The organism is Shinella sp. SUS2 (assembly GCF_001262505.1).
Classification (GTDB): Bacteria; Pseudomonadota; Alphaproteobacteria; order Rhizobiales; family Rhizobiaceae; genus Shinella.
This window is the reverse complement of record NZ_KQ410726.1, coordinates 48,831-73,013: the sequence shown is the minus strand read 5'-3', so window position 1 is coordinate 73,013 and position 24,183 is coordinate 48,831. Positions and strand designations below refer to the sequence as shown.

Genomic DNA, 24,183 nt, shown 5'->3' with positions numbered 1-24,183 from the left:
AAAACGCAAGACAATCACGGAATATTCAGGGCTTCGACAGGCGTGGATAGCTTGTTCGACCGTTGTTGAGATCGTCGACGAAGGGGGTGAAGGCGTGCCGGCCGGGCTCGTGCATGACGAACGGCATGCGCAGCGTCAGTCTGGCGCGCGAGCCCTTGATGGCGGTGACGAGGATGCGCAGGGCCGGCTCGCCGGGGCGGGGATGGAGCGCCGTGATCTCGATGCCGCCGAAGCGACGGCCACAAGCGGCGACAATATCGGCGATCGATTCCGGCCGGGCGATGAGGGAAAGCTGGCCGCCCGGCTTCAGGATCGCGCCCGCCGTCCGGATCCAGCGTTCGAAGAGGTTCTGCTCCATGGCATGGGCCTCGGCCTTCAGCGCATCCGGCGTGCGGCTGCCGATGCGGTCGTTGAAGGGCGGGTTCATGATGACCTGATCGAAGGCCTCGTCGGCAAGGCCCGCCGCGACACGCGCCGTGCCCGCGAGCCCGACATCGGCCTCCAGCACGCCGACACGGGCGGAAAACGCGGCGTTTGCCGCAAGCGCTATCGACTTGCGGGCAAAACCTGCCATCAGCGGCGAGCGCTCGACAAGCAGCACCTCCGCCTTTTCGTTGCAGGCGGCAACGGCAAGGCCGGCAGCCCCCGCCCCCGCACCGAGATCGGCGACGCGCGTCGGCCCCTCGTCGTCCACCAGCGCGGCGAGCAGCATGGCATCCATGCCGGAACGATGGCCTATGCCCTTCGGCTGGACGACGTGGAAGCGGCCGCGATGGAAGGCGTCGATGGTCTCGGTGGCCGGTTTTTCCGGCGCCGGGTCGGCTTCGCTCACGCCCGCAGCTCCGCCACCAGACCCGCATCCGTCAGGATCTGCCGGGCCTCGTCCTCCCGGTCGCTTTCAACCAGGAAGCGGCGCGGCAACATCCCGAGCGAACCTTCGAGGATGCTCATCGCCTGATCGGCGATCAGGCAATGGATTCCGGCCTCCTTCATCAGGCTTTCCGCAAAGGAGAGCAGGACGGCGTCGTTGGTGCGGATCAATTCGATCATTCCGGTCGTTTTCCAGCCATAATTGGGGAGGCGGGACAATTCGCCTCTTGCCGCAGGAAGCCCCGCTTTCTATTGTCTTTCAACAAAAATGAACAGGAGTCCGGGCATTTGGGCGTCGTGATACCGCTTGAAGAAGGCAAAAACAAACAGGCATCGGTGAAGCCGCTCGTCGATCTGACAAAGGCCGACATGGAGCGGGTGAACCAGCTCATCCTGTCGAAAGCCGGCTCCGACGTCGCGATGATCCCGGAGGTCGCCAATCACCTGATTTCGTCCGGCGGCAAGCGTCTGCGCCCGATGCTGACCCTCGCCTCCGCCGCAATGTTCGGCTACGACGGCGACCAGCATATCAAGCTCGCGACCAGCGTCGAGTTCATGCACACGGCGACGCTGCTGCATGACGACGTGGTGGACGAGAGCGACATGCGCCGCGGCAAATCCACCGCTCGCATGATCTGGGGCAACCAGGCGAGCGTGCTCGTCGGCGACTTCCTGCTCGGCCAGGCCTTCAAGATGATGGTGGAAGTGGGGTCGCTGGAGGCGCTTGATGTGCTCTCCACAGCCGCCACCGTGATTGCGGAAGGCGAGGTGCTGCAGCTCTCCGTCGCCAAGAACATGGAGACGACCGAGGACGACTACCTCCAGGTCATCCGCGCCAAGACGGCGGCGCTCTTCGCCGCGGCCGCGGAAGTGGGCCCCATCATCGCCAATACCAGCCGGGCCGAGCGCAATGCGCTGAAATCCTACGGCATGAATCTCGGCCTCGCCTTCCAGCTCGTCGACGATGCGCTCGACTACGGCGGCAAGGCGGCCGATCTTGGCAAGAACACCGGCGACGATTTCCGCGAGGGCAAGATCACCCTGCCGGTCATCCTCGCCTGGCGGCGTGGCACGGCGGAAGACCGCGCCTTCTGGCGCGAGGCCATCGAGGGCGGAAAGAGCGACGAGGCGAACCTCGAGCGCGCCTTCGGCCTCATCACCCGTTATGGCGGGCTGACGGACACCATCGCCCGTGCGCAGCACTACGGCATGATCGCCCGCGATGCGCTGGCGCCTCTGCCGGCCTCGCCGTGGAAGAACGCCCTGCTCGAAGTCATCGACTTCTCCATCGCCCGCGTGAGCTGATCGGCGGCCACCCAGGCCTGTTGCCATCAGAGGCGGCCGTGGCGGAACGGCCGCCCTCTTGTGACGCTTTCATAGCGGCAACGTCGGTGCTCGAAGCGCGCCGTTCCATCTCGCGCAAGACGAAAACGATCCAGCAGGATTTTCTTGCCGCACCGCGCCAAAAAAGCCATTCTCTACCGTCATGAGTCCGTGACTGATTTGGGCGCCATCGTGGCTGAATTTGCCGCGGCAGGTCCTATATGAGGGTTGCGGCGTCCTTGCGAGGATGCCGCACGGGGCGGACTCCATAGATTCTGGCGAAAGGCATTTTGATGCGGCATTCCCTTTTCCTTCGGCTTTTCTCCGGCGTGGCGCTTGCGGCCAGCATAGCGTTCACCGGTCCTCTGGCGGCATACGCGGAGGAAAAGCCCGCAGCCGCGGCCGCAGAGGAAACGCCGTTCGACCCCTTGAGCGTCAATACGTTCTCCGGCGCCTTCCTTGCCGCCCGCACGGCCGACTATGACAAGGAATACGAAACCGCCGTCGCGCTCTACAAGATCGCCCTGCAGTTCGACCCCACCAACAAGGACGTCAAGCAGCGCCTGATGGTGACGCAGCTGATGAACGGCGAGTTCGAAGAGGGCGTCAAGCTGGCCGACGCGCTGCGCAACGACCCGGCCGTCGAGCGCATCACCGCCGTGGTGCGCGGCATGGAGGCGATTCGCAAGCGCGAATACAAGAGCGCCGAAAAAATCCTCGTCTACAAGGGACCGAACGACCTCGACCGCATGATGAACGACCTCCTGCTCGCCTGGGCCAAGTTCGGCGACGGCAAGTCGAAGGAAGCAATCAAGCTGATCGGCGGCATGGAGGGACCGGACTGGCTGGCCATCTTCAAGAACTACCATGCCGGGGCGCTGGCCGCCGCGGCCGGCGACAAGGCGACGGCGCGTGCGCGCCTCAACGACGCCATTCTCGACCGCAACGGCGCCAGCGCCGCGCCGGACACCTTCATCCGCGCCGTGATGGCGCTTGCCCGTCTCGAGGCTCATGAGGGCAACAAGCAGAAGGCGCTCGATGCCATCTCGGTCGGCGACAACTTCATCACCAGCTATGCGCCGCTGAAGGCGCTGCGCCAGAGCATCGAAGCCGGCGAAAAGCAGGAGCAGCAGGTCCGCAACGCTGCACAGGGCGCTGCCGCCGTGCTCTTCTCTATCGGCGGCGCGCTCAACCGCGACGGCGCGGAAGACATCGTCTCGCTCTATCTCCAGGCCGCCCGCGCGCTCGACCCCGACAGCGACGACATGCTGGTGCTGCTCGGCGGGCTGGCCGAGAACCAGAAGAAGCCGGAGCGGGCGATCGAATATTACCGCGCCGTGCCGGAAAAATCGCCGATGCGGCGCATTTCCGAGCTGCAGCTCGGCCTCAACCTCGCCGATACCGGCAAGGTTCCCGAGGCGAAGAAGCACCTTCAGGCACTGATCGAGGCCGATCCGTCGGACCTTCGTTCCTACCTCGCGCTCGGCAGCGTGCTGTCGGATGCCAAGGACTACAAGGACATGGCCGCGCTTTACGATCGCGCTGTCGCCGCCATCGGCCCCGTTCCGACGCGCAACCACTGGAGCATCTTCTTCCAGCGCGGCATCGCCTATGAGCGCCTGAAGGAATGGGAGAAGGCCGAGCCGAGCTTCCGCAAGGCGCTGGAGCTGAACCCGGAGCAGCCGCAGGTGCTGAACTATCTCGGCTATTCCTGGGTCGACATGAACATGAACCTCGACGAAGGCTTGGACATGATCCGCCGGGCCGTCAGCATCAAGCCGGATGACGGCTATATCGTCGATTCGCTCGGCTGGGCCTACTACCGCCTCGACCGCTTCTCCGACGCCGTGGCGGAGCTGGAGCGGGCGGCGGAACTGAAGGCCGGCGACCCGACGATCAACGACCATCTGGGTGACGCCTACTGGCGCGTCGGCCGCAAGCTGGAAGCCACCTTCCAGTGGAACCGCGCACTCGGCCTGAAGCCGGAAGAGGCGGAAATCCCGAAGATCAAGCTGAAGATCGAGAACGGCCTGCCGGAGCTGAAGAAGACCGAGCCGGCCTCCGCCGAAGCCAAGGACGAAAAGCCGGTGCAGAACCCCTCGCCCGAGGGCACGGCGGCCGACCGCAAGTCCTGACGCGCCCTATGGCTGACGCCGACGCCTTGTCGGGGTTTGCGGTGGTCGAGCCGGCCCCGGCCAAGATCAACCTCGCGCTTGCCGTCACCGGCCGGCGCGAGGATGGCTACCACCTCCTCGACAGTCTCGTGACCTTCACCGCCTTCGGCGACCGCATCGGCCTTGCGCCGGCCGCCGAGGACCGCTTCACCCTGTCCGGCCGTTTTGGCGAAGCGCTTTCGGCCGACGCCGACAACCTCGTGACCCGCGCCCGCGACCGGCTGCGCGCGGCGCTCGCCCCGATAGGCCAGGCGACCCCGCCCGTGCACATTCATCTCGAGAAGAACCTGCCCATCGCGTCGGGCATCGGCGGCGGCTCGGCGGACGCGGCCGCGACGCTGCGCGGCCTCCTCTCGCTGTGGCGGGCGGTTCTGCCTGGCGACACGCTGGAGGCGCTTGCCCTCGGCCTTGGCGCCGACGTGCCGATGTGCCTTGCCAGCCGTCCGCTGCTCGCGCGCGGCATCGGCGAGGCAATCACCCCCGTCGCCCTGCCGGCCCTTCCCATGGTGCTGGCCAATCCGCTCGTCGGCGTTTCGACGCCTGCCGTCTTCAAGGCACTCGCCTCGCGGAACAACCCGCCGCTTGCCCTTGCGGGCGCCGCTGGCTGGGCGGAGGCGCTTGCGGGCCTGCGCAACGACCTGGAGCCCCCTGCCCGCACGCTCTGCCCGGAGATCGTCGCGCTCTCCGAAAGCCTTGCGACAACAGGTCCCGGCCTGGTGCGCATGTCCGGTTCCGGCGCGACCTGCTTTGCGCTATACGATACGGACGCGGCCGCAAGAGGCGCGGCAGCGGCACTCGCGCGCCGGCATCCGCACTGGTTTTTCACCGCCACGCGCACGCTTGAAGCGAAAGGCAAAGGAGCCGACGATGGCGCATGTTGACGAGACGAGACCCTTCATTCCCGTCGGCATCGCCGTGCTCACCGTCTCCGACACGCGCACGCTCGACACGGACCGTTCCGGCGACACGCTGGTCGCACGCATCACCGAGGCCGGGCACCGCCTTGCCGACCGCGCCATCGTGACGGACGACGTGGCCGCGATCCGCGCCAAGGTGGAAGCCTGGACGCGCGACGACGCGGTGGACGTGGTCATCACCACGGGCGGCACGGGCTTTACCGGCCGCGACGTGACGCCGGAGGCACTGGAACCGTTGTTCGAAAAGCGCATGGACGGATTTTCAGAAGTCTTCCACCGTATCTCCTACGACAAGATCGGCACCTCGACGATCCAGTCGCGCGCGACCGGCGGCGTTCTCAACGCCACCTTCATCTTCGCGCTGCCGGGCTCGCCCGGCGCCTGCAAGGACGCCTGGGACGGCATCCTGAAGGCGCAGCTCGACTATCGCCACATGCCCTGCAACTTCGTGGAAATCATGCCGCGGCTCGACGAGCACCTGAAGCGCACGGCCGGCTGACCTGTTCCCCGGGGGACTGCGCGCCTCCCGCCGCACCCCTATGACTTTCCCGGCATCACGGAGCTGAGGAGAGACAAATGGCACGCACGATCACCGGAACCAACGGCGCAGACCGCATCGTCCAGGGCGGCAACATCAACAACACCGAACTGACGATCTTCGCCCGCGGCGGCGCGGACACCATCATCCTCAACCGCACCGACGATTTCGGCGGCCGCAACCAGGTCGATGCCGGCAAGGGCAACGACAGCGTCGTCAACATGAAGGAAGACGGCAACGTCATCCTGCTCGGCGCCGGCAACGACACCTATGTGGGCACCGGCTTCGGCTCCTTCGTCAACGAGCGTGCCGATATCGTCAAGGGGGGCTCCGGCAACGACAAGATCGTCGTCAGCACCTTCAAGAGCAGCTATTTCGGCGAGAGCGGCAAGGACAGTTTCTTCTCCGTCGGCCAGCAGAACACCTTCCACGGCGGCTCGGGCACCGATTCGATCAGCTACATCGCGCGCGACGACGACACCGTGCTCGGCGGTTCCGGCGTCGCCATCGATCTCGGCGCAGGCCTGGCGCAGACTGTCGCCAATCGCTTCGAACGCCTCATCAGCATCGAGAATGCCGCCGGCACGGGCGTCGCCGACGCCATCGCCGGCTCCAGCGTCGGAAACGTCCTGAGGGGCCTTGGTGGCGACGACGAGATTGCCGGGCGCGGCGGCAACGACGTGCTCGTCGGCGGCCGCGGCCGGGACCTGCTGCAAGGCGACAGCGGTGCCGACCGGTTCGACTTCAACGGCGTGCTCGATACGGCGTCCGGCGCGCGACGCGACGTCATCCTCGATTTCAACAGCGGCGAAGGCGACCGCATCGACCTGCGCGACATCGATGCCGATGCCGGCCGCGGCGGCAACCAGGCCTTCGATTTCATCGGGGGGAACAGCTTTTCCGGAACGGCCGGAGAGCTGCGCTTTTCCGGCGGGATCGTTGCCGGCGACACCAATGGCGACGGCGAGGCCGATTTCGAAATCGAGCTTTCCGGCGTCGGCAGCGTCTTCCGCGGTGATTTCCTGCTCTGAGAAAGGCACGGCACGGCCGCCGTCAGCCGGGGTTGCTCAACCGATCTCCGCCCGCATGGCCTTTGCGACCCAGGCCGGCACCAGTTCCACGGCGAGGCGGCGAACGCCGGCGCCCGTGGCGATGTCGGCGAGCGTCATGCCGGTGCGCACGGCGGCCGAGGCCTGGCGCTTGCTGACGAGATACCCCTGCTCCAGCGGCGCGCGGCGGCGCGCAAGGCGCTGGAAGAACGGCCGGCGATGGCTGCGCGAGCCCAGGAACTGCGCCGGATTGCGGTTGACCGCCACATGGTCGACGACGGCGTCCACCCAGCCCGACATCGGCCGGGCACCCGGCTCCAGCAGCAGCAGCCAGTCGCCACGGGCGGAGCCCACCACATCCTTCATGTCCCAGCTTGTCAGGAAGTGGCAACCGGCGGCGTCCGCCACCTCAGAGGAACCGTCGCGCGAGCCGTGATCGAGCACGATCACGTCGCGAACGACCCCCTCGACGGCGCCGGAAACCAGCGCCGACAGCGTCTGCGCAAGCTCGGCCTCATTGTCCCGGCATTCCATGATGATGGTCAGCATGTCCTCCCATACCGCATTGCAGCATCGATTTCCACCGCAGGCTTCCGTGATGTTTCCTGCATGGTTAGGCAGCATGGTTAGCGGCACCCTGAAATTTGTTCTTGCATTGTTCTCATTCGCGCGATAGGAATATAGTCATTGAATCGGGGCCTGTCCCCGGCGGAGACACCCATGAACGATCTGGCCAGCCTCAGGCAGGGCGCCCTTGCGCCCGGCCATGCGAAAGACGTTGCCGAAGCGCTGATGGCCGAGACGGGCATGCGCGTCGAGAGCGAGCGCCGGCGCGGCCGGGGTGCGGGTCTCAATTTCACCGGCCGCTTCGAACCGATGACGCGGGAGACCTTCGACGACGGCTGGCAGACGCTGGAGGAGCTGCCGCCCTTCCGCACCGAGGTGCAGGTGGAGAAGCCGCGCACCATCATCACACGCAACGAATCGCCCGACATCCCCTTCGACCGGTCGATCAACCCCTATCGCGGCTGCGAACACGGCTGCATCTACTGCTTCGCACGGCCGACCCATGCCTTCATGGGTCTGTCCGCCGGCCTCGATTTCGAGGCGCGGCTGTTTGCCAAGCCGGATGCGCCGAAGCTGCTGGAGCGGGAGCTTTCCAAGCCCGGCTATAAGCCGCGCGTCATCGCGATCGGCACCAACACCGATCCGTACCAGCCGATCGAGAAGGAATGGCGCATCATGCGGCAGATCCTCGAAGTGCTGGATGCCGCCAATCATCCGGTCTCGATCGTCACCAAGTCGGCGCTCGTGCTGCGCGACATCGACATCCTCTCGCGCATGGCGGCACGCGGCCTTGCCTGGGTCGGGCTATCCGTCACCACGCTCGACCGCAAGCTCGCCCGCACCATGGAGCCGCGCGCTGCAACGCCGCCGCGCCGGCTGGAGGCCATCCGCACGCTTTCGGAGGCCGGTATTCCCGTCGCCATCATGATGGCGCCGATCATTCCCGGCCTCAACGACCATGAGATCGAGCGCGTGCTCGATTCGGGCAAGGCCGCCGGGGCGCTGGAGGCGAGCTATGTGCTGCTCCGCCTGCCGCTGGAGGTGAGCCCCCTCTTCCGCGACTGGCTGCTGCGCCACTACCCGGACCGCTACCGCCATGTCATGTCGCTGGTGCGCTCCATGCGCGGCGGCAAGGACTACGACGCCGAGTTCGGCAAGCGCATGAAGGGCGCCGGTCCCTATGCCTGGCAGATCGCCCGCCGTTTCGAGATGGCGGCCAAGCGGCTGGAGTTGACCCGCACCCGCCGCAGCCTTGCCTGCGACCAGTTCGTGCCGCCCTCGGGCAGCGGCGTGCAGCTCTCGCTGCTGTGAGGCGGAAAGTTTTCCGCCCGCGTTCCCCAAAGCGTTTGGCAGGGCAAATCGCGCCGCCCTCCCGAAGGGACTGACAGCGCGGGGAGATCCGGTTCGGCCCGAGGCGGACGGACTGCAAAACGAAATCTCGCCGGGCGTCCGCGCCCGGCCTCTTCTTCCGGTTTGCCTTTCCCCGGGGCACACCGGCGCTCCTCCGGCGTCCGCCTCCTGCCGGAGGACTTGCAGGGAATCGGATGGATGTGCGAGGTTCGCCGCATGTCCCGTACCGCATCCTCCGATTCCCGCCTTCTTTTCGACCTCCCCGAAGGGCCGGATTTCCAGATGGAGATCGCCGCCCGCAAGCGCGGGATCTGGCCGGTGGCCGGCACGGACGAGGCCGGCCGCGGGCCTTTGGCAGGCCCCGTCGTCGCCGCTGCCGTGGTGCTCGACCCGGACAACATTCCCGCTGGGCTCAACGATTCCAAGCAGCTCAATGCCGCAAGGCGCGAGGCGCTCTTCACGCTGATCCTGCAGTCAGCCTTCGTCTCCGTCGCCTCCAGCTCATCGCGCCACATCGATACCAGCGACATCCGCAAGGCGAGCCTCGACGCCATGCGCCGCGCCGTGGCCGGCCTGGAGGTTGCGCCGAAACTCGTGCTTGCCGACGGCCGCGACGTGCCGCCGGGCCTTGCCTGCGAGGGCCGCGCCGTCGTCAAGGGCGATGCCCGCTCGCTCTCCATCGCCGCCGCCTCCATCATCGCCAAGGTGATGCGCGACCGCATGATGGCACGCGCCGAGGACACCTATCCCGGCTACGGCTTTGCCATCCATGCCGGCTATGCCACCGAGGTGCACCGCAAGGCCATCACCACGATCGGCCCCTGCCGGCTGCACCGCATGAGCTTCCGCCCGCTCCGCCAGGACTGAACCCGGCGAAAACCAGCCGCTCCTGCCGGCATGAAGGGCCATTGCAAATCAGATAAGTCTATGCTTATCTCATTCTCATGATCGAGAACGAGATATTCAAGGCCCTTGCCGATCCTACGCGCCGCACGATCTTCGAGAAGCTGGCGGACGGCGCCATGAATGCCAGCGCCCTGCGCGAAGGCATGGAGATCAGCCAACCCGCCATGTCCCAGCATCTGGCGGCGCTGCGCAATGCAGGGCTGGTGCGCGAGGAGCGGCAGGGGCGTTTCATCAACTACGAGGTCGATCCGGACGGGCTTGCGCTCATCGCCGGATGGCTCGCGAGGTACCGGGCCTACTGGCCGGCACGGATCGACGCCCTCAAGGATTTGCTGAAGGACATGGACCAATGAGCGACAGGCAGGCCGGGCAGGCAACGGATCTCGTGCTCGAATACGACCTCGACGCACCGACCGAAAAAGTGTGGCGGGCGATCAGCATTCCGGCCTTCCGCGAGCGGTGGCTGCCCGACGGCGCGCTTACCGATGCCGAGCCGATCCTGGCGGCGCCCGGCGAGGAAATCCGCTTCAGGATGCGGGACCGGGAACCGCCCCATCTCGAAAGCGTCGTGGCGTTCCAGCTACGCCCGAATGAACAGGGCGGCACCACGCTCCGGATCGTCCACGGCCTTGCGGACGCGCGCGTCGCGCCGCGGCCCCTCAACGACAATGGCAACGACAACGGGCGCACGCTGATGCGCGCCGCCTGACCTACCCCCTCCCCGAAACAATCCGGAAGACAGGAGTTCGCCCATGCGCGAAACGATGCAACTCGTCCCTATGGTCGTCGAACAGTCCAGCCGGGGAGAACGCTCCTTCGACATCTATTCCCGCCTTCTGCGCGAGAGGATCATCTTCCTCAACGGCGAGGTGAACGACACTGTGTCCGCACTCGTCTGTGCACAGCTGCTGTTCCTGGAGGCCGAGAACCCGCAGAAACCGATCCAGCTCTACATCAATTCGCCCGGCGGCATGGTGACCAGCGGCTTTGCGATGTACGACACCATGCGCTACATCCGCGCGCCCGTTCACACGCTCTGCATGGGCACGGCCCGCTCGATGGGCTCGTTCCTGCTTATGGCCGGCACCCCCGGCATGCGGGCCGCCCTGCCCAATGCCAGCATCCTCGTCCACCAGCCCTCCGGCGGATTCCAGGGTCAGGCCTCCGACATGCTCATCCATGCCGAGGAGATCCTGAAGACCAAGCAGCGCATGACGCGGCTTTATGCCCGCCATTGCGGGCGCAGCTACGAGGAATTCGAACTGGCTATGGATCGCGACCGGTTCATGACAGCCGAGGAGGCGCAGGACTGGGGCCTGATCGACCGCATCCTCACCGAGCGTGACGTTCTTGAGATACAGCACGCCGGTCCGTGAGCGGCGCTTCGGCGATCGATAGGCGCCACCCGTCTCACGACGGCATGGCCCGTTTTGCCATCCACTCCGCCATGATCTGACGGCTGTCCACGGCAAACGTCGCCTCGAGCACCGTGGACCTGACGATGCGTTCGGCCCGGAAATGCCGGAAGTCTCCGCGCAATTCGCACCAGGCCGCAATCAGCGTGACATCGACATAATAGACCGTGGCGATCGGCCAGATCGTCCGCTGCGTGCGGCGATCCTGTTCGTCGCGATAGGTGATGCGGATCTTCCGGCAGGCACGAATGGCGTTGCGCACGTCGAGCAGAGCGATGCCCTCGGGGCGCACGGTGTCGCCTTCGGAGACCAGAAAGCGCGGGGCCTGCAACTGCGCACAGAGTTCCGCCGGAATGGCGTGCTGGAGCTTGCTCAGCACGCTTTCCGCCGCATCCTGCAACTTGGGATCCCGAATGCGGTGAACGAGGTGCGCGCCGATGGAGATGGCCTCCACCTCCTCCATCGTGAACATCAGGGGTGGCAGGTCGAACCCCTTGCGCAGCACATAACCGAGCCCCGGCGCGCCCTCGATCGGCACGCGCCGGGCCTGAAGGGTGGCTATGTCGCGATAGATGGTGCGGGCCGTCACCTCCAGCCGCTCCGCCAGCGCCGCCGCCGTCATCGGCTTGGCGCGGCCGCGCAGCGTCTGGATGATGTCGAACAGGCGATCGGCGCGGCGCATGCGAAACTCCCGAACACCACTGACAAAACGCTGTCAGCAGCATGGGCCTATAGACATCCCGAGACAAGGGAGGGCGTTATGCGCGACGAACAAAACACCTGGCTGGGCACGGTCCTGATCGTCGGATCGGCGGTGGCCTACAGCCTGTCGGGCTACTTTACCCGGCTGATCACATTCGACGTCTGGACGATCCTGTTCTGGCGCGGCCTTTTCGGCGGGCTCTTCATCGCCGCCTTCCTCGCCTGGCGCCATCGGCACGAGGGGTGGGCCGCCATCCGCGCCATGGGGCTGCCCGGCCTGTGGGTGACACTGCTCTCCACCCTTGCGACGATCTGCTTCATCAATGCCCTGCGCCTCGCGCCGGTCGCCGATGTCATGACGATCCATGCGGCGATCACGTTCATGACCGCCATTCTCGCCCTGCTTGCCACCGGCGAGCGGGAGGACTGGGCGACATGGGGCGCCAGCATCGTCGCGCTCATCGGCGTGGTCATCATCGTCGATCCGGGCGCCTCCGGCGGCCATCGCGTGGGTTATGCCTCCGCAACGGTGAAGGCCCTCGCCTATGCGGCGATGATGGTGCTCATCCGCCAGAACCGGCATGTCTCCATGCTGCCGGCCGCCGCGCTCTCGGCGTTTCTCTGCGCGGCCATCGCCCTACCCTTCTCCCGGCCGTTGCAGGTTCCCCTGGCGGACATGCCGGATCTCGTGCTCTTCGGCACCGTACAGTTCGGCCTTGGCCTTTTGCTGATGACAATCGGAACGCGGTTGATCTCGGCCACCCGCTCGGCCCTCATCGGCAGCATGGAAAATCCGCTCGCCCCGCTCTGGGTGTGGCTTGCCTTCGGGGAACGCCCGCTGCCGGCGACCTTCATCGGCGGCGGGCTGGTCATGGGGGCGGTGGTGCTGGATGTGCTGGCGAAGTCGTGGCGCCAGAGACGCGCCGTCATAGCGGCGCAATGATATCCGCCGGGGTCTTCAGGCAAAGAAAAAGGCCGGATCGCTCCGGCCTTTTTTGAAATTGGTCGTCCGGCAGCCTCAGTTGAGGCGGGTCTTGACTTCGCTGATGGCGTTGTCGAAGAGCGCCTTGCCGGTCGTGGCATCAGCCTTGGCAGCGATCACCTTTTCGGCGGCGGCGACGGCGAGGTCGACGGCGGCGGCGCGCACGGCATTGATCGCGTCGGCTTCGGCCTGGCGGATCTTCTGCTCGGACAGCGTCGTGCGACGGGCGACGTATTCCTCGGTCTTCTGCTTGGCGTCGGCCGTCAGGGCGCTTGCCTCGCGTTCAGCGGCGGCAACGATGCTTGCGGCTTCCGCCTCGGCATCCTTACGCTTGCGCTGGTATTCGGCGAGCAGGTGCTGGGCCTCCTCGCGAAGACGCTTGGCTTCCGCCAGCTCGTTCTGGATCTTCTCGGCGCGGGCGTCGAGACCCTTTGCCATCATGCCGGGAACCTTGAGGTAGGCGATGAGGGCAAGGAACAGAAGGAGGCCGACAAAGGCATAAAATGTTGCGTCGAATGCCATGATGTCCTCCTTATTCGCCCGCTGCCGTCTTCACGGCGGAAGCGATCTCGGCTTTGGTGGCCTTGGCACCGAGCAGCTGCTCGACGAGGGCTGCCGTGGTGTCCTCGGCGATCGAGCCGACATCGGCGAGGGCCTTGGCCTTGATCTCGGCGATACGGGTCTCGGCACCGGCAATCTTTTCCTGCAGCGAGGCTTCGATCTTGGCGCGCTCGGCGTCGGCCTTGGCCTTGGCTTCTTCGCGGGCGGTCGAGGCGATCGCATTGCCCTTGGTGCGGGCGCTGGCAAGGTCCTGCTCGTAGGAAGCAATCGCGGCGTCGGCTTCCGCCTTCAGGCGCGAGGCCTCGTCGAGATCCTGCGCGATACGGTCATGACGCGTCTCGAGGATCGAGCCGATGCGCGGAATGACGACCTTCGACATGAGAAGGTAGAACAGACCAAAGGTAATCGCCAGCCACAGGAGCTGCGATGCGAACGTGGTCTGGTCGAAAGGCGGGAAAACGCCGGAACCGGCTTCTTCACCATGGGCAACACCCGTTTCGGTGTTGACTTCGCCTGCCGGCTGAGCCGCATGCGCATCCGCAGGGGTCTCATGCGACGTCGCAGGGGTTTCCACCTGGGCGATTTCGAAAGGGGCGGACTCGGCCGATGCCGGGGTCACGGACATGCTCACCTCCAGGGGGCACTCTCAGATCTTGTACGGAACGTACGATGGACCACGGCCCGAAGGCCATGGTCCAGTCCTCGGCCGATATCAGACGGCGAAGAGGAGGAGGAGAGCGATGAGCAGCGAGAAGATGCCCAGAGCTTCCGTAACGGCGAAGCCGAATACGAGACGGCCGAACTGGCTGTCAGCAGCAGACGGATTGCGAAGAGCGCCGGCCAGGTAGTTGCCGAAGATGTTGCCGAGGCCGAGAGCCGTGCCGGCGAGACCGAACGTGGCAAGACCTGCGCCGATGAACTTTGCTGCTTCCGCTTCCATGTTGAACTCCTTGAATGGGTTGTTGCGGCTTATGAGCGACGCCCGAAGGCGCCGACGACTGTTTCCTTAGTGACCACCCGGATGCACGGCATCGTTGAGGTACATGCATGTCAGAACTGCGAAGACGTAGGCCTGCAGGAACGACACGAGGAATTCGAGACCGGTCAGGGCGACGGTCATGAGAAGAGGCAGGATCGCACCGGCGACACCGACGGCGCCGAGCGCGCCGAGCGAGGTGACGAAGCCGGCGAAGACCTTCAGCGTGATGTGACCCGCCAGCATGTTGGCGAAGAGACGGATCGAGAGGCTGATCGGACGCGAGAGGAACGAGATGACCTCGATCGAGACGACCAGCGGCAGCAGCGCGCCGGGAACGCCCGACGGCACGAAGAGCTTCAGGAAGCCGAAGCCATGCTTGTAAAAGCCGTAAACCACCACGGTGCCGATGACCAGGATGGCAAGGGCGAAGGTGACGATGATCTGGCTGGTGACCGTGAAGAAGTAGGGAACCATGCCGAGCAGGTTCGCCGTCAGCACGAACATGAAAAGCGAGAAGACCAGCGGGAAGAACTTCATCCCGTGGCTGCCCGCCCCTTCGCGGAGCATCGAGGCGATGAACTCGTAGGACATTTCCGAGACGGACTGCATGCGGCTCGGAACGAGGCCGCGCTGACCGGTCGTGAAATAGAGGAAGCCCACAGCGGCCGCGACGGTGGCGACCATGAACAGCGAAGCGTTGGTGAACGAGAAATCGATACCGCCGATTTCGATCGGAACAATCTTGTTGACCAGGAACTGATGGGTCGGATCGTTTGCCACCGTGTATCTCTCTCGCTTGCCCGCCTTGCAGCGGAAGTCACCCGTGAATGGGACAACGCCGTCAGGCGCCGTCCTTCGTGTCTTTCTCGTCCCGTCCGCTGCCGGCCTTGCCGGGCTCTCGCCCCGCCAGCCTGTCGACCGGATGGGGCGCCGCCACCATGCCAGCCGCGCGCATGACGTTCAGAACGCCGGCACAGAAACCGAGGAGCAGGAGTACGATCATCCCCCACGGCCCTGTACCCGCAAAATGGTCCAAAAGATAGCCCAGAAGCGCCCCGACGATGACGGCAGCGACGAACTCGCTCGAGAGCTTCATAGCCACCGCATAGCCCTTGCGGCTCTCCGATGCCCGTGCCTCGGCGGCTGCTTCCGCCCCGTCATCCTTGCGCCGTTCCGCGAGTTCCGCGTCCAGGCGCTTCAGCCGGTCTTCCAGACTTGTCTTTTGATCGTCGGCCATGGCGCGTTCCTCATACCCTTCCGCGGGGCTTTCGCCCCATTGCGGACATATTGCAGGCTAGGATTCAAGCCATATCCGACCCCTTTCGAAGTCGGCCGCAACATAGTTTTAGGTGCCAGTATAGTCAAGGCATGGCGAAGCTTTGCGCAACAGCAAATATTTTGAGGAAAATCAATAGATTAGCCGGAATCGCACATCAGGTGTGACCGATCGCCCCGGGAATCGCGAAGGCTGTGGCACGGACTCACCACACGCCGCCCTCAGCTCCAGCCGCCGCCATAGGTGCGGTAGAAGATGTGCTTGCCGATCTTGGCCACCCGCTTCATCGTGCGGCCCCACGGCGGCTTCACATAGGTCGCGTGGTAGTGGGTGGAAGAGCCCACGTCATCAAACCAGATCTTTCCCGCGGTGACCGCCATAGCGATCTCCTTGGCGGTCTTCCAGTGCCAGGGCGAGAGGATCAGGTCGGGAATGCGGTCGCAGGCGAAGGAGAACTGGCAGCGGTTGCGCCAGTTTTCGTTCTGGTAGACGACGCCACAGATCGTGTTCGGATAGGCAGGATTGCGCACGCGGTTGAGGATGACCTGCGCGACGGCGGCCTGGCCCTTCAGCTCCTCGCCGCGCGCCTCGAAATAGATGCCCTCGGCCAGGCATTTCTGCTCCTTGGCGGTGAAGACTTCCGCCGGCAGCGGGGTGGCGGCCCAGGCGTGGTCGTCCGGCGAGATATCGGGCACGAAGCGGCCAAGCTCCTTCTTCGGCTTGAGAATCGAATCGAAGGGCGATTCCCGGGCATAATCCGGCTCGACGCGGGCATAGGCAGTCGCGAGAACGTCGGCCTTGTCGTTGGTGACGAGGCTCGCGATCATCGGCGAGACGCCGGGGTCCTTGCGCACGGGCTCCTTTTTATAGAAGGCGGTGGCGATCTCGATTTCCTTGCCCTTGATCCTGGGCTTGTCGAACGCCATGCGCTGGCCGCTGTCAAAGGCCGGGGACAACAGGAAACTGGTGCGCTCGAGGATGGAGCCGGCGGCGAACCCCTTCGGCGGCAGGACAGGCAGGACGGCGATGATGCGGCCCTTCTTGTCGCGGCGGTTGACGCGATCCTCGTCGGGAATGCCGCCCGCACCCTTGTGCTCGCTGCGCAGCGCCGCCGTCACGCCGCCCGGAAGCTCGACGCCGGCACCGCTTTCGACACCGCCCGTCGTCATGGCGTCGGCAAAGTCGATCTCGATCTCATGGACGGAACCGGCGGGCGAACGGGGGAGCACCATGGTCTGGTTGCCGCCCTTGCGGTTGAGGCCGGCGAGGTAGGTGGCAAGGTCCGTATGGGCGATGGGCGTCGGAAAGGTGGCGACGAGGCCGAGGCCGACGGCCAGGGGGATTTTCCATTCCCGCTTCAGATAGGCGAGGAAACGGCCTGCCCCTGCATGACGAATGCTACGCTTACGCAACTTTTTACTCCGCACGCATGCGCAGGCGCGCCGCCCCTGTCTGTGGCGTGTCTCCTGCCCGAAACTGACTGTATGGGAGCCCTGCCGCACCGAAGCACGGGCCCGAAGCGGCTCGTTGTCAGGGTAAAATGAAGCATTAACCTTGATGGTTGGTTAATGCTGATAAACGGCTTTCGGGGAGGCGCCCGCCTCCCCTTCACGTTTTCGTCAGATCACCACATGCGAGCCGAGCTCGACCACGCGGTTGGTCGGCAGGCGGAAGTAGTCGGAAGGGTCGGTGGCGATGTTGGCGAGCGCGATGAAGAGCCTGTCTTGCCACATGGGCATGCCCGATTCGGCATCGGGCACCAGCTTGCGGCGGCCGAGATAGAACGAGGTCGACATGATGTCGAACTTGTGCCCCGCCTTGCGCATCAGGCCGAGGGCGTGGGAAACGTTCTGCGTTTCCATGAAGCCGAAATGCATCTCGATGCGCGAAAAGCGCTCGGAGACCTTCTCGACCGAGAATCGCTCTGCCGGAATGACGCGCGGCGTGTTGGCGGTCTTGATCGTCAGGATGAAGTTGCGCTCGTGCAGGACATGGTTGTGCTTGATGTTGTGCAGGAGCGCGGCAGGGGCGAAATCCGGATCGCTGGTGAGGAAGATTGCCGTGCCGGTGACCTGCACCGGGGCATGCGCGCTCTGCTTTTCCACCGACTTGACGAAGGCCGGCAGCGGCACCTCGATGCGCCGGGTCTTTTCGCGCAGGATCTTCGTGCCGCGTGTCCAGGTCCACATCAGGACGACGACGACGCCGGCGATCATGACCGGCACATAACCGCCGTCATGCACCTTGAGCAGGTTGGCGCCGAGGAAGGTGAGTTCGAGCAGGAAGAGCGGCAACAGCACGGTGGCGGTGGCCAGCAGCGACCAGCGCCAGCGCTTGCGCAGGAACTCGAAGGCGAGCACGGTCGTCACCACCATCGCGCCGGTGACGGAAATGCCATAGGCGGTCGCCAGCGCTTCGGAGGAGCCGAAGATGAAGACCAGCATCATGACGCCGAAGAGCAGCACCGTATTGACGCCCGGCAGGTAGATCTGGCCGGTCTGGGTTTCCGATGTGTGGAAGATCTCCATGCGCGGCAGGAAGCCGAGATGGATCGCCTGGCGCGTCAGCGAGAAGGCCCCCGTTATGACGGCCTGGCTGGCGATGATCGTCGCGAAGGTCGCAAGGACGACGACCGGCAGCAGCGCCCATTTCGGGAACATCAGGAAGAACGGATTGGCGATCGTCTCGGGATGGGCGAGCACCAGAGCGCCCTGGCCGAGATAATTCAGCGTCAGCGCGGGGAAGACCAGACAGAACCAGGCCCACTGGATCGGCCGGCGGCCGAAATGGCCGAGATCGGCGTAAAGCGCTTCCGCGCCCGTCACCGTCAGGAAGACCGCGCCCAGAACGACGAGGCCGACATAGCCTTCGTTATACATGAACAGCACGGCGTAATACGGGTTGAAGGCGGCGAGGATGCCGAGGTCGTCGCTGATATGGTTGATGCCGCCGACGCCCATGACGATGAACCAGAGGGCGGTGATGGGACCGAAGAACTTCGACACCGCCGCCGTGCCCCAGGACTGTACGGCAAAGAGCAGGACGAGGATAACGACGGAGATCGGAACCACATAGTCGCCGAGCGTCGGCGTCACCAGCTTCAGGCCCTCGACGGCCGACAGGACGGATAGCGCCGGCGTGATCATCGCATCGCCGATGAAGAGCGCAGCACCGGCAGCGCCCATGAAGAAGAGCACGGTGGCGTGGCCACCCGCCGTCTTGGTGAGCAGCGCCAGCAGGGAGAGCGTGCCGCCCTCGCCATGGTTGTCGGCACGCAGCAGGAAGAGCACGTATTTCAATGTGACGATGATCGTCAGCGTCCAGATCATCAGCGAGATGAGGCCGACGACCTCCTCGCGCACGAGACCGTCATCGGCGACCGGACGCAGCGCCTCGCGAAAGGCGTAGAGCGGGCTGGTGCCGATGTCGCCATAGACGACACCGACGGAACCAAGGGCGAGGAGAAACAGCGTGCGCGCCCTGCTGCGGGAATGCGGAGCGCTAGCGGCATGTGCTTGCATGGGACGATCAGGCCTAGAGCCAGCCTTTCCAGCGGAAGAAGAAGAAGGGAACGATTGCCGACAGGACCATGGCCGCCAGCGTCAGCGGATAGGCGGCAGCGATGCGCAGTTCCGGCATGAACTCGAAATTCATGCCGTAGATGGAAGCGATCAGCGTCGGCGGCAGCAGCACCACGGAAGCGATCGAGAAGATCTTGATGATGGCGTTCTGCTCGAGGCTGATGAGGCCGAGCGAAGCATCGAGCAGGAAAGTGATGTTGCCGGCGACGAAATTGGCGTGCTCGGACAGCGACTGCACGTCCCGCGTCACGGTGCGGCAGAGTTCCAGGCTGTCGCGATCGGACTGCAGCCCCGGCAGGCCGTGCAGGAAGGTCAGGACGCGCGAGAGCGACATCAGGCTGTCGCGCGTCTTGGCGACGAGGCGATGGAGCGCGGAGACCTGCACGACACGGTCTTCCAGATAACGCGGCGGGCGGCGGCTGAGATGCCGCTTGTCGCCGAACACTTCGAGCGAGAGCTTGTCGGCACGCGCAACCGCTGTTTCGAGAATTTCGGCGGTGCGGTCCGCGACGGTCTCGAGCAGCCGCGTGATCATCACCGTCGGCGAGCTGCAGCCGCCCGGAATGCGGTGCATGGCGCTCTTGAACAGGGAGAACGAGCGCGGCTCGGCATAGCGCACCGTCAGCAGCCGGTCGGGCATGAGGATGAAGGCGACGTCGGTGAGGTGCGGCAGGCTGCTTTCCGCCTTCACCATCAGCGAGGCGGTCATGTAGGCCGCGCTGCCGTCCGTGTAGAGGCGGCTCGACGGCTCGATGTCCTTCAGCTCATCGCGGGTCGGCACCTCGATCGACAGGATCCGCTCGATCAGCGCCTCCTCGTCGCGGCTGGGTTCGAGCAGGTCGACCCAGACGGCGCCGGCAAGCGCTTCGGCGACCTCAGAATCGGTTGCTACCGGCAGAGTGCGCGCCTCGCCGTTGGGACGGAAAACCGTGATCACCGGCGAGTGGCTCCGGGAAGGACCATCGCTCACACTCCTGATTGGACGCCACCTTTCAGCGGTCGGCCGCGCATATTGCGCGGCGCAACATAAAAAGCAAGGCCGTCCCCGGCAACCTCCCGGGACGCGAAAGGTTCGGTTATTCGAAGACGATGGACGGCGCACCGCGGGCGCCCTTGCCTTCGATTGCCTGCAACTCCTGCCAGACCCGGGTGGCGATGGCGCGATAGGTCTTGGCGGCCGCGCCCTCCGGATTGGAGACGACGACGGGCGTTCCGGCATCCGACGTCTCGCGGATGTCCATGGTCAGCGGCACCTCGCCGAGGAAGGGCACGCCGATGCGCTCGGCCTCCTTGCGTGCACCGCCGTGGCCGAAGATGTCGTAGCGGTTACCCGTATCCGGCGCGATGAAATAGCTCATGTTCTCGACGAGACCGAGCACCGGCACCTCGACCTTGTTGAACATGTTGAGGCCCTTGCGCGCATCGATGAGGGCGAGGTCCTGCGGCGTGGAGACGATGACGGCACCGGCAAGCGGCACCTGCTGGGCCATGGTGAGCTGCGCATCCCCCGTGCCCGGCGGCATGTCGACGACGAGCACGTCGAGATCGCCCCAGGCGACCTCGCGCAGCATCTGCATCAGCGCCGACTGGATCATCGGGCCGCGCCAGATCATCGCCACCTCCTCGTCGACGAGGAAGCCCATGGACATGACCTTGATGCCGTAATTCTCCATCGGCTTGATGGTGCGGCCTTCGAGCTGCTGCGGTCGGCCGGAGATCTTCAGGAGCCGCGGCATGGAGGGGCCGTAGATATCGGCATCGAGGATGCCGACGCGAAGGCCGTTCGCCTTCAGCGCCAAAGCGAGGTTGACGGAGGTGGTGGACTTGCCGACACCGCCCTTGCCCGAGGCGACCGCGATGATGGTGCCGACGCCGGGAATGCCCGATTTCGCGCGCTGCTGCGGCTGGCCGGATGCGGCATGGGCATGGCCGGCATGGCTGTGGGCATCGCCGCGGCCCGGCGGCGTGGGCGCGCGCGCGGCGGCGGGGCCGGAAGCGGCGCGCTTGTCCGCCGTCAGCGCCACCATGGCGGCCTTGATGCCGGGGATTTCTTTCACGACGCGCTCGGCGGCGGCACGCATCGGGTCGAGCTCGCGGGCGCGTTCGGCCGGCACGGTGATGGAGAAATAGGCCTTGCCATCGGAGATGAAAACATCGGAGACGAGGCCGAGGTCGACGATGTTGCCGTCCATGTCGGGGCCGCGCACCGAGCGCAGCCGTTCCAGCACCTGTTCCTTGCTTACGTCAGTCATGAAACCCTCGATCGACCCGTCGCGGCATCAGGCCGCGGCCCTCTTTCCCGTAGATAGTGCACGGGAAGGCGCGCGCCAAACGTTTTCGCCCGCGACCGAAAGCCTCGGCGCCCCTTCAGGCGATCAGCCCGCGGCGGATGGCCTTGACCACAGCCTGGGTGCGGTTGACCGCTTCCAGCTTGCGGGTGACCTGGTTGAGGTAATGGTTCACCGTGTGCTCGGAAAGGCCGAGGATTTCGGCAATCTCCAGGCTGGTCTTGCCCGCCGCCGTCCAGCTGAGGCACTGGATCTCGCGTTCGGTGAGGACGACCTGGCCGGATTTCCAGGCTGCGCCGATCTCTGCCAGACGGTTGAAGAGGTGGATGGAGATCATCTGCAGCATCAACCGCTCGTCGCGGCCGAGCGCCGGGTTCTCGCCGCCCCAGACGATGGCGCCGCGATTGCCGAGCGCATCGTGCACCGGGAAAAAATGGCCGACCAGCATGCCGTGGCCGGTCATGACGTCGAGCAGTTCGGTAAAGTCCAGCGACTCGGAGGCGTCGCCGATCCATTCCCGCATGTCATAGGAAAACGGCACCGTGGTGAGCCGCAGCTTGCGGATGCCGGCGCTGTGGCGAACCATGCGCAGGGCATCGTATTTCGCCAGGATTTCCTGCGGCCAGTTGCTGACGATGGAGTAAGCCGACAGCTTTTCCGCCTCGAAACCCGGCAGGTTGAAGACAATGAAAAATTTGAGCCCGTATTCTTCGCACTTGCGCCGCATATAGCGCACGATGTCGAACTGCGTTTCGAGAGCGGCGATCTCGCTGCCTTCGTCCCGTAGCTGGTTGTCGGTGCTGCTCGTTTCGTCAGCCGTCATGGTTCCCCGCAATTTTATTCTTAGCCTTGGGCATTTGGAGCGGAACCGCGCGCATTCCAGAAAGTCGCAAGGTTTTTTTATACATCAGTTCAAAAGCCCAGCGCGAATCGCCTTGGCGACCGCCTGGACACGGTTGACGGCATCAAGCTTGCGCGTCGCCCGGTTGAGATAATGATTGACCGTATATTCCGAAAGGCCGAGGATTTCAGACATTTCCACGCTCGTCTTGCCGGCGGAGGCCCAGGACAGGCACTCGATCTCGCGGCGTGAGAGCGAGACGTTCTGCCGGCGGCCGGCCCGCAGTTCGACAACCTCGGTGAAAATGAGGTTCGCGACGGCGTTGAGCTCCGCCATTTCCCGCGGATTGAGCGCTTCGCGCGTGCCGCCGAAGGCAAGCGCTCCGCGCAGACCGGCCGAATTGTGGGCCGGGAAGTAAGCCCCGCGCGACAGGCCGTGCCGTTCGAAAAGGCCGGCCGCGATCGCCGCCTTGCCGTCGGGCCGGCGATGGTTCGTGCGGTCGGCGTCGTAGGTGAAGGGATTGGTGCTCTGGCGCAGGCGCTCGATGACGGGGCTGCCGAAGATCAGACCGGCATGGTCGTAGGTCTTGAGCATTTCGTCCGGCCAGGACGTCAGCAGCACATTCGAAGAGAAGTCGGTCGAGGTTTCCGACGGCACGTTGATCAGGAGATAGCCGCGAAGGCCGTAGTGCTTGGCAAGGCCATCCAGTGTTTCGGCCACGTCCGCCTGCGAGCCCAACGCCGCAGGCCCCGGGTCCCAGCGGTGCCGGAACTGTGCAGATGCCGTATGAAATCGATCGGCCATATCCATCTTCCTTCAGCACGCACGCGCCCGTGCGGCAAGAAACTGCCGTCACAATGCACTGCTTGCCTCAGGAACCCCCGTATCCCAATGCAAGTATGTTCGATGAACCGCGCCTCAAGTTCGCGGTGAGCGACGCAACTCGTGAGCTGGTCGTGACGGAAGCTAATGATGCCCCTACTCCGCGTCCAGCGCGATTTTCTAATTTACCGTAAAATGGTGCCAGAAGACAACCATGCCATCATCCGCGGACTTTCTTTCTCGACTTACCGTTGCGGACCGAGACGAGCGGTCAATTCCGCCATGATGGCGCCGGCCGCATGACGCACGCGCGGCGCCCAGTCGTCAAGCTGCGCCTCGCCGACGCGGTAGGCCGGCCCCGTTACGGAAACACCGGCGACGAGCGCACGGCCGGCATCGAAAACCGGTGCGGCGACGCAACGGATGCCCGGCTCGTGCTCCTCCCGGTCGAAAGCAATTCCGCTTGAACGAATCGTTGCTAGTTCGTCGACAAGCACAGCCCGGCTGGTAATCGTCTGCGGCGTGAAGCGGCGGAATTCCAGCTGCGACAGGAGAGCGTCGAGCGCTTGGGCATCGAGTGCGGCGAGCGCCGCCTTGCCGACACCGGTACAATAGACCGGCGAGGCGTTGCCGATCTGCGAGTTCATGCGCACGGCCTGCCGGCTCTCGACCTTGTCGAGATAGATGATTTCCCGGCCGCGCAGGACGCCGAGATGCACGGTCTCGCCGGTCTCCCGGTGCAGCGCCTCGAGGAAGGGCGCGGCGACGGCGCGGAACTCGTTGCGTGCCCAGCTGGCGGATGCGAGCTTGAGGAGCCGCAGGCCCGGCACATAGGCATGATCGGGGCGCAGCTCCAGCAACCCCTCCTGCACGAGATGGGTGAGCTGGCGATGCAGCGTGCCGCGCGGCTGACCGCTGACCGCGAGCACATCGGTGAAACGCATGGGGCGCTCGGCGAGCGCCACCGTCTCCAGCACCGCCATCGCCTTGCCGAGCGTGCCGGTGCTTCCCTCCTCGTCCCGTTCGTTCGTCATTGTCGCAG

General features: G+C 65.1%; 27 protein-coding genes. 11 read left to right on the top strand and 16 right to left on the bottom strand.

The genetic code is table 11. The features are described 5' to 3' along the window. Positions 1–25 precede the first annotated feature (25 nt). Positions 26–832, bottom strand: coding sequence for a tRNA1(Val) (adenine(37)-N6)-methyltransferase (locus AKG11_RS07240; RefSeq protein ID WP_050743425.1), 807 nt, complete (start codon positions 830–832; stop codon positions 26–28). Beyond that, a complete protein-coding gene (locus tag AKG11_RS07235; RefSeq protein WP_037405787.1) occupies positions 829–1,050 on the bottom strand; it encodes a putative signal transducing protein in 222 nt (73 codons plus the stop codon). Before AKG11_RS07235 ends, AKG11_RS07240 begins: the two co-directional genes overlap by 4 nt. A gap of 108 nt (positions 1,051–1,158) precedes the next feature. Here AKG11_RS07235 and AKG11_RS07230 point away from each other — a divergent pair, with 108 nt between their 5' ends. The 5 genes from AKG11_RS07230 (at position 1,159) to AKG11_RS07210 (ending at position 6,853) form a co-directional block, all read left to right on the top strand. Beyond that, positions 1,159–2,175 (top strand): polyprenyl synthetase family protein, encoded by a 1,017-nt coding sequence (locus tag AKG11_RS07230; protein ID WP_023515121.1) that lies wholly within the window; start codon positions 1,159–1,161, stop codon positions 2,173–2,175. 311 nt (positions 2,176–2,486) lie between these two features. Further along, positions 2,487–4,328, top strand: a complete 1,842-nt coding sequence (locus tag AKG11_RS07225) for a tetratricopeptide repeat protein (RefSeq protein WP_023515120.1) — start codon at positions 2,487–2,489, stop codon at positions 4,326–4,328. 8 nt (positions 4,329–4,336) lie between these two features. Beyond that, positions 4,337–5,248 carry a 4-(cytidine 5'-diphospho)-2-C-methyl-D-erythritol kinase gene (locus tag AKG11_RS07220; RefSeq protein ID WP_050743424.1) on the top strand — a complete coding sequence of 304 codons (912 nt, stop codon included), beginning with the start codon at positions 4,337–4,339 and terminating at the stop codon, positions 5,246–5,248. After that, the gene (moaB, locus tag AKG11_RS07215; RefSeq protein ID WP_023515118.1) at positions 5,235–5,783 is read left to right on the top strand and encodes a molybdenum cofactor biosynthesis protein B; all 549 of its coding nucleotides are present in this window, start codon (positions 5,235–5,237) and stop codon (positions 5,781–5,783) included. Before AKG11_RS07220 ends, moaB begins: the two co-directional genes overlap by 14 nt. A gap of 77 nt (positions 5,784–5,860) precedes the next feature. After that, on the top strand, positions 5,861–6,853 hold the full coding sequence (locus AKG11_RS07210; RefSeq protein WP_050743423.1) for a calcium-binding protein: 993 nt from the start codon (positions 5,861–5,863) through the stop codon (positions 6,851–6,853). Between the two features lie 36 nt (positions 6,854–6,889). Here AKG11_RS07210 and AKG11_RS07205 read toward each other — a convergent pair whose 3' ends face one another. After that, the gene (locus tag AKG11_RS07205; protein ID WP_050743422.1) at positions 6,890–7,420 is read right to left on the bottom strand and encodes a glycosyltransferase family protein; all 531 of its coding nucleotides are present in this window, start codon (positions 7,418–7,420) and stop codon (positions 6,890–6,892) included. A gap of 171 nt (positions 7,421–7,591) precedes the next feature. Between AKG11_RS07205 and AKG11_RS07200 the strand changes: the two genes are divergently transcribed. From AKG11_RS07200 to AKG11_RS07180, 5 genes are all read left to right on the top strand, one after another. Then, positions 7,592–8,749 (top strand): PA0069 family radical SAM protein, encoded by a 1,158-nt coding sequence (locus tag AKG11_RS07200; protein WP_037405793.1) that lies wholly within the window; start codon positions 7,592–7,594, stop codon positions 8,747–8,749. A 237-nt stretch (positions 8,750–8,986) separates the two neighbouring features. Continuing rightward, complete coding sequence (locus AKG11_RS07195) at positions 8,987–9,655, top strand: ribonuclease HII (protein WP_050743421.1); 669 nt, start codon at positions 8,987–8,989, stop codon at positions 9,653–9,655. Between the two features lie 77 nt (positions 9,656–9,732). After that, the gene (locus tag AKG11_RS07190) at positions 9,733–10,047 is read left to right on the top strand and encodes an ArsR/SmtB family transcription factor (protein WP_023516710.1); all 315 of its coding nucleotides are present in this window, start codon (positions 9,733–9,735) and stop codon (positions 10,045–10,047) included. After that, positions 10,044–10,403, top strand: coding sequence for an SRPBCC family protein (locus AKG11_RS07185; protein WP_023516711.1), 360 nt, complete (start codon positions 10,044–10,046; stop codon positions 10,401–10,403). Before AKG11_RS07190 ends, AKG11_RS07185 begins: the two co-directional genes overlap by 4 nt. Before the next feature lie 43 nt (positions 10,404–10,446). Then, entirely contained in the window at positions 10,447–11,070 is a 624-nt protein-coding gene (locus AKG11_RS07180; protein WP_050743420.1) for an ATP-dependent Clp protease proteolytic subunit, read from the top strand. Positions 11,071–11,104: 34 nt separating this feature from the next. Here the strand turns inward: AKG11_RS07180 and AKG11_RS07175 are convergent, their stop codons facing one another. Further along, positions 11,105–11,791, bottom strand: coding sequence for a helix-turn-helix transcriptional regulator (locus tag AKG11_RS07175; protein ID WP_050743419.1), 687 nt, complete (start codon positions 11,789–11,791; stop codon positions 11,105–11,107). A gap of 78 nt (positions 11,792–11,869) precedes the next feature. Between AKG11_RS07175 and AKG11_RS07170 the strand changes: the two genes are divergently transcribed. After that, positions 11,870–12,754: a DMT family transporter gene (locus AKG11_RS07170; protein ID WP_050743418.1), complete on the top strand. Its 885-nt coding sequence runs from the start codon at positions 11,870–11,872 to the stop codon at positions 12,752–12,754. Between the two features lie 75 nt (positions 12,755–12,829). Here the strand turns inward: AKG11_RS07170 and AKG11_RS07165 are convergent, their stop codons facing one another. From AKG11_RS07165 to AKG11_RS07110, 12 genes are all read right to left on the bottom strand, one after another. Continuing rightward, positions 12,830–13,315, bottom strand: a complete 486-nt coding sequence (locus tag AKG11_RS07165) for a F0F1 ATP synthase subunit B (protein ID WP_023517407.1) — start codon at positions 13,313–13,315, stop codon at positions 12,830–12,832. A 10-nt stretch (positions 13,316–13,325) separates the two neighbouring features. After that, a complete protein-coding gene (locus AKG11_RS07160; protein WP_023517408.1) occupies positions 13,326–13,979 on the bottom strand; it encodes a F0F1 ATP synthase subunit B in 654 nt (217 codons plus the stop codon). 87 nt (positions 13,980–14,066) lie between these two features. Continuing rightward, positions 14,067–14,294, bottom strand: coding sequence for a F0F1 ATP synthase subunit C (locus AKG11_RS07155; protein WP_024270186.1), 228 nt, complete (start codon positions 14,292–14,294; stop codon positions 14,067–14,069). Between the two features lie 66 nt (positions 14,295–14,360). After that, on the bottom strand, positions 14,361–15,113 hold the full coding sequence (locus AKG11_RS07150; protein ID WP_024270187.1) for a F0F1 ATP synthase subunit A: 753 nt from the start codon (positions 15,111–15,113) through the stop codon (positions 14,361–14,363). A 61-nt stretch (positions 15,114–15,174) separates the two neighbouring features. Continuing rightward, positions 15,175–15,570, bottom strand: coding sequence for an AtpZ/AtpI family protein (locus AKG11_RS07145; RefSeq protein ID WP_023512461.1), 396 nt, complete (start codon positions 15,568–15,570; stop codon positions 15,175–15,177). Positions 15,571–15,830: 260 nt separating this feature from the next. Then, positions 15,831–17,006: a cell wall hydrolase gene (locus AKG11_RS07140; RefSeq protein WP_050743578.1), complete on the bottom strand. Its 1,176-nt coding sequence runs from the start codon at positions 17,004–17,006 to the stop codon at positions 15,831–15,833. A gap of 222 nt (positions 17,007–17,228) precedes the next feature. Next, entirely contained in the window at positions 17,229–19,130 is a 1,902-nt protein-coding gene (locus AKG11_RS07135; protein ID WP_050743417.1) for a potassium transporter Kup, read from the bottom strand. Positions 19,131–19,143: 13 nt separating this feature from the next. Continuing rightward, the gene (locus AKG11_RS07130; RefSeq protein WP_050743416.1) at positions 19,144–20,127 is read right to left on the bottom strand and encodes a magnesium transporter CorA family protein; all 984 of its coding nucleotides are present in this window, start codon (positions 20,125–20,127) and stop codon (positions 19,144–19,146) included. 139 nt (positions 20,128–20,266) lie between these two features. Beyond that, positions 20,267–21,442, bottom strand: coding sequence for an Mrp/NBP35 family ATP-binding protein (locus AKG11_RS07125; RefSeq protein ID WP_050743415.1), 1,176 nt, complete (start codon positions 21,440–21,442; stop codon positions 20,267–20,269). Between the two features lie 115 nt (positions 21,443–21,557). Then, positions 21,558–22,301 carry a helix-turn-helix transcriptional regulator gene (locus AKG11_RS07120; RefSeq protein WP_023512466.1) on the bottom strand — a complete coding sequence of 248 codons (744 nt, stop codon included), beginning with the start codon at positions 22,299–22,301 and terminating at the stop codon, positions 21,558–21,560. 84 nt (positions 22,302–22,385) lie between these two features. Beyond that, positions 22,386–23,123: a helix-turn-helix transcriptional regulator gene (locus AKG11_RS07115; protein WP_023512467.1), complete on the bottom strand. Its 738-nt coding sequence runs from the start codon at positions 23,121–23,123 to the stop codon at positions 22,386–22,388. Between the two features lie 263 nt (positions 23,124–23,386). Next, positions 23,387–24,175, bottom strand: coding sequence for an IclR family transcriptional regulator (locus tag AKG11_RS07110; protein WP_050743414.1), 789 nt, complete (start codon positions 24,173–24,175; stop codon positions 23,387–23,389). Positions 24,176–24,183 lie beyond the last annotated feature (8 nt).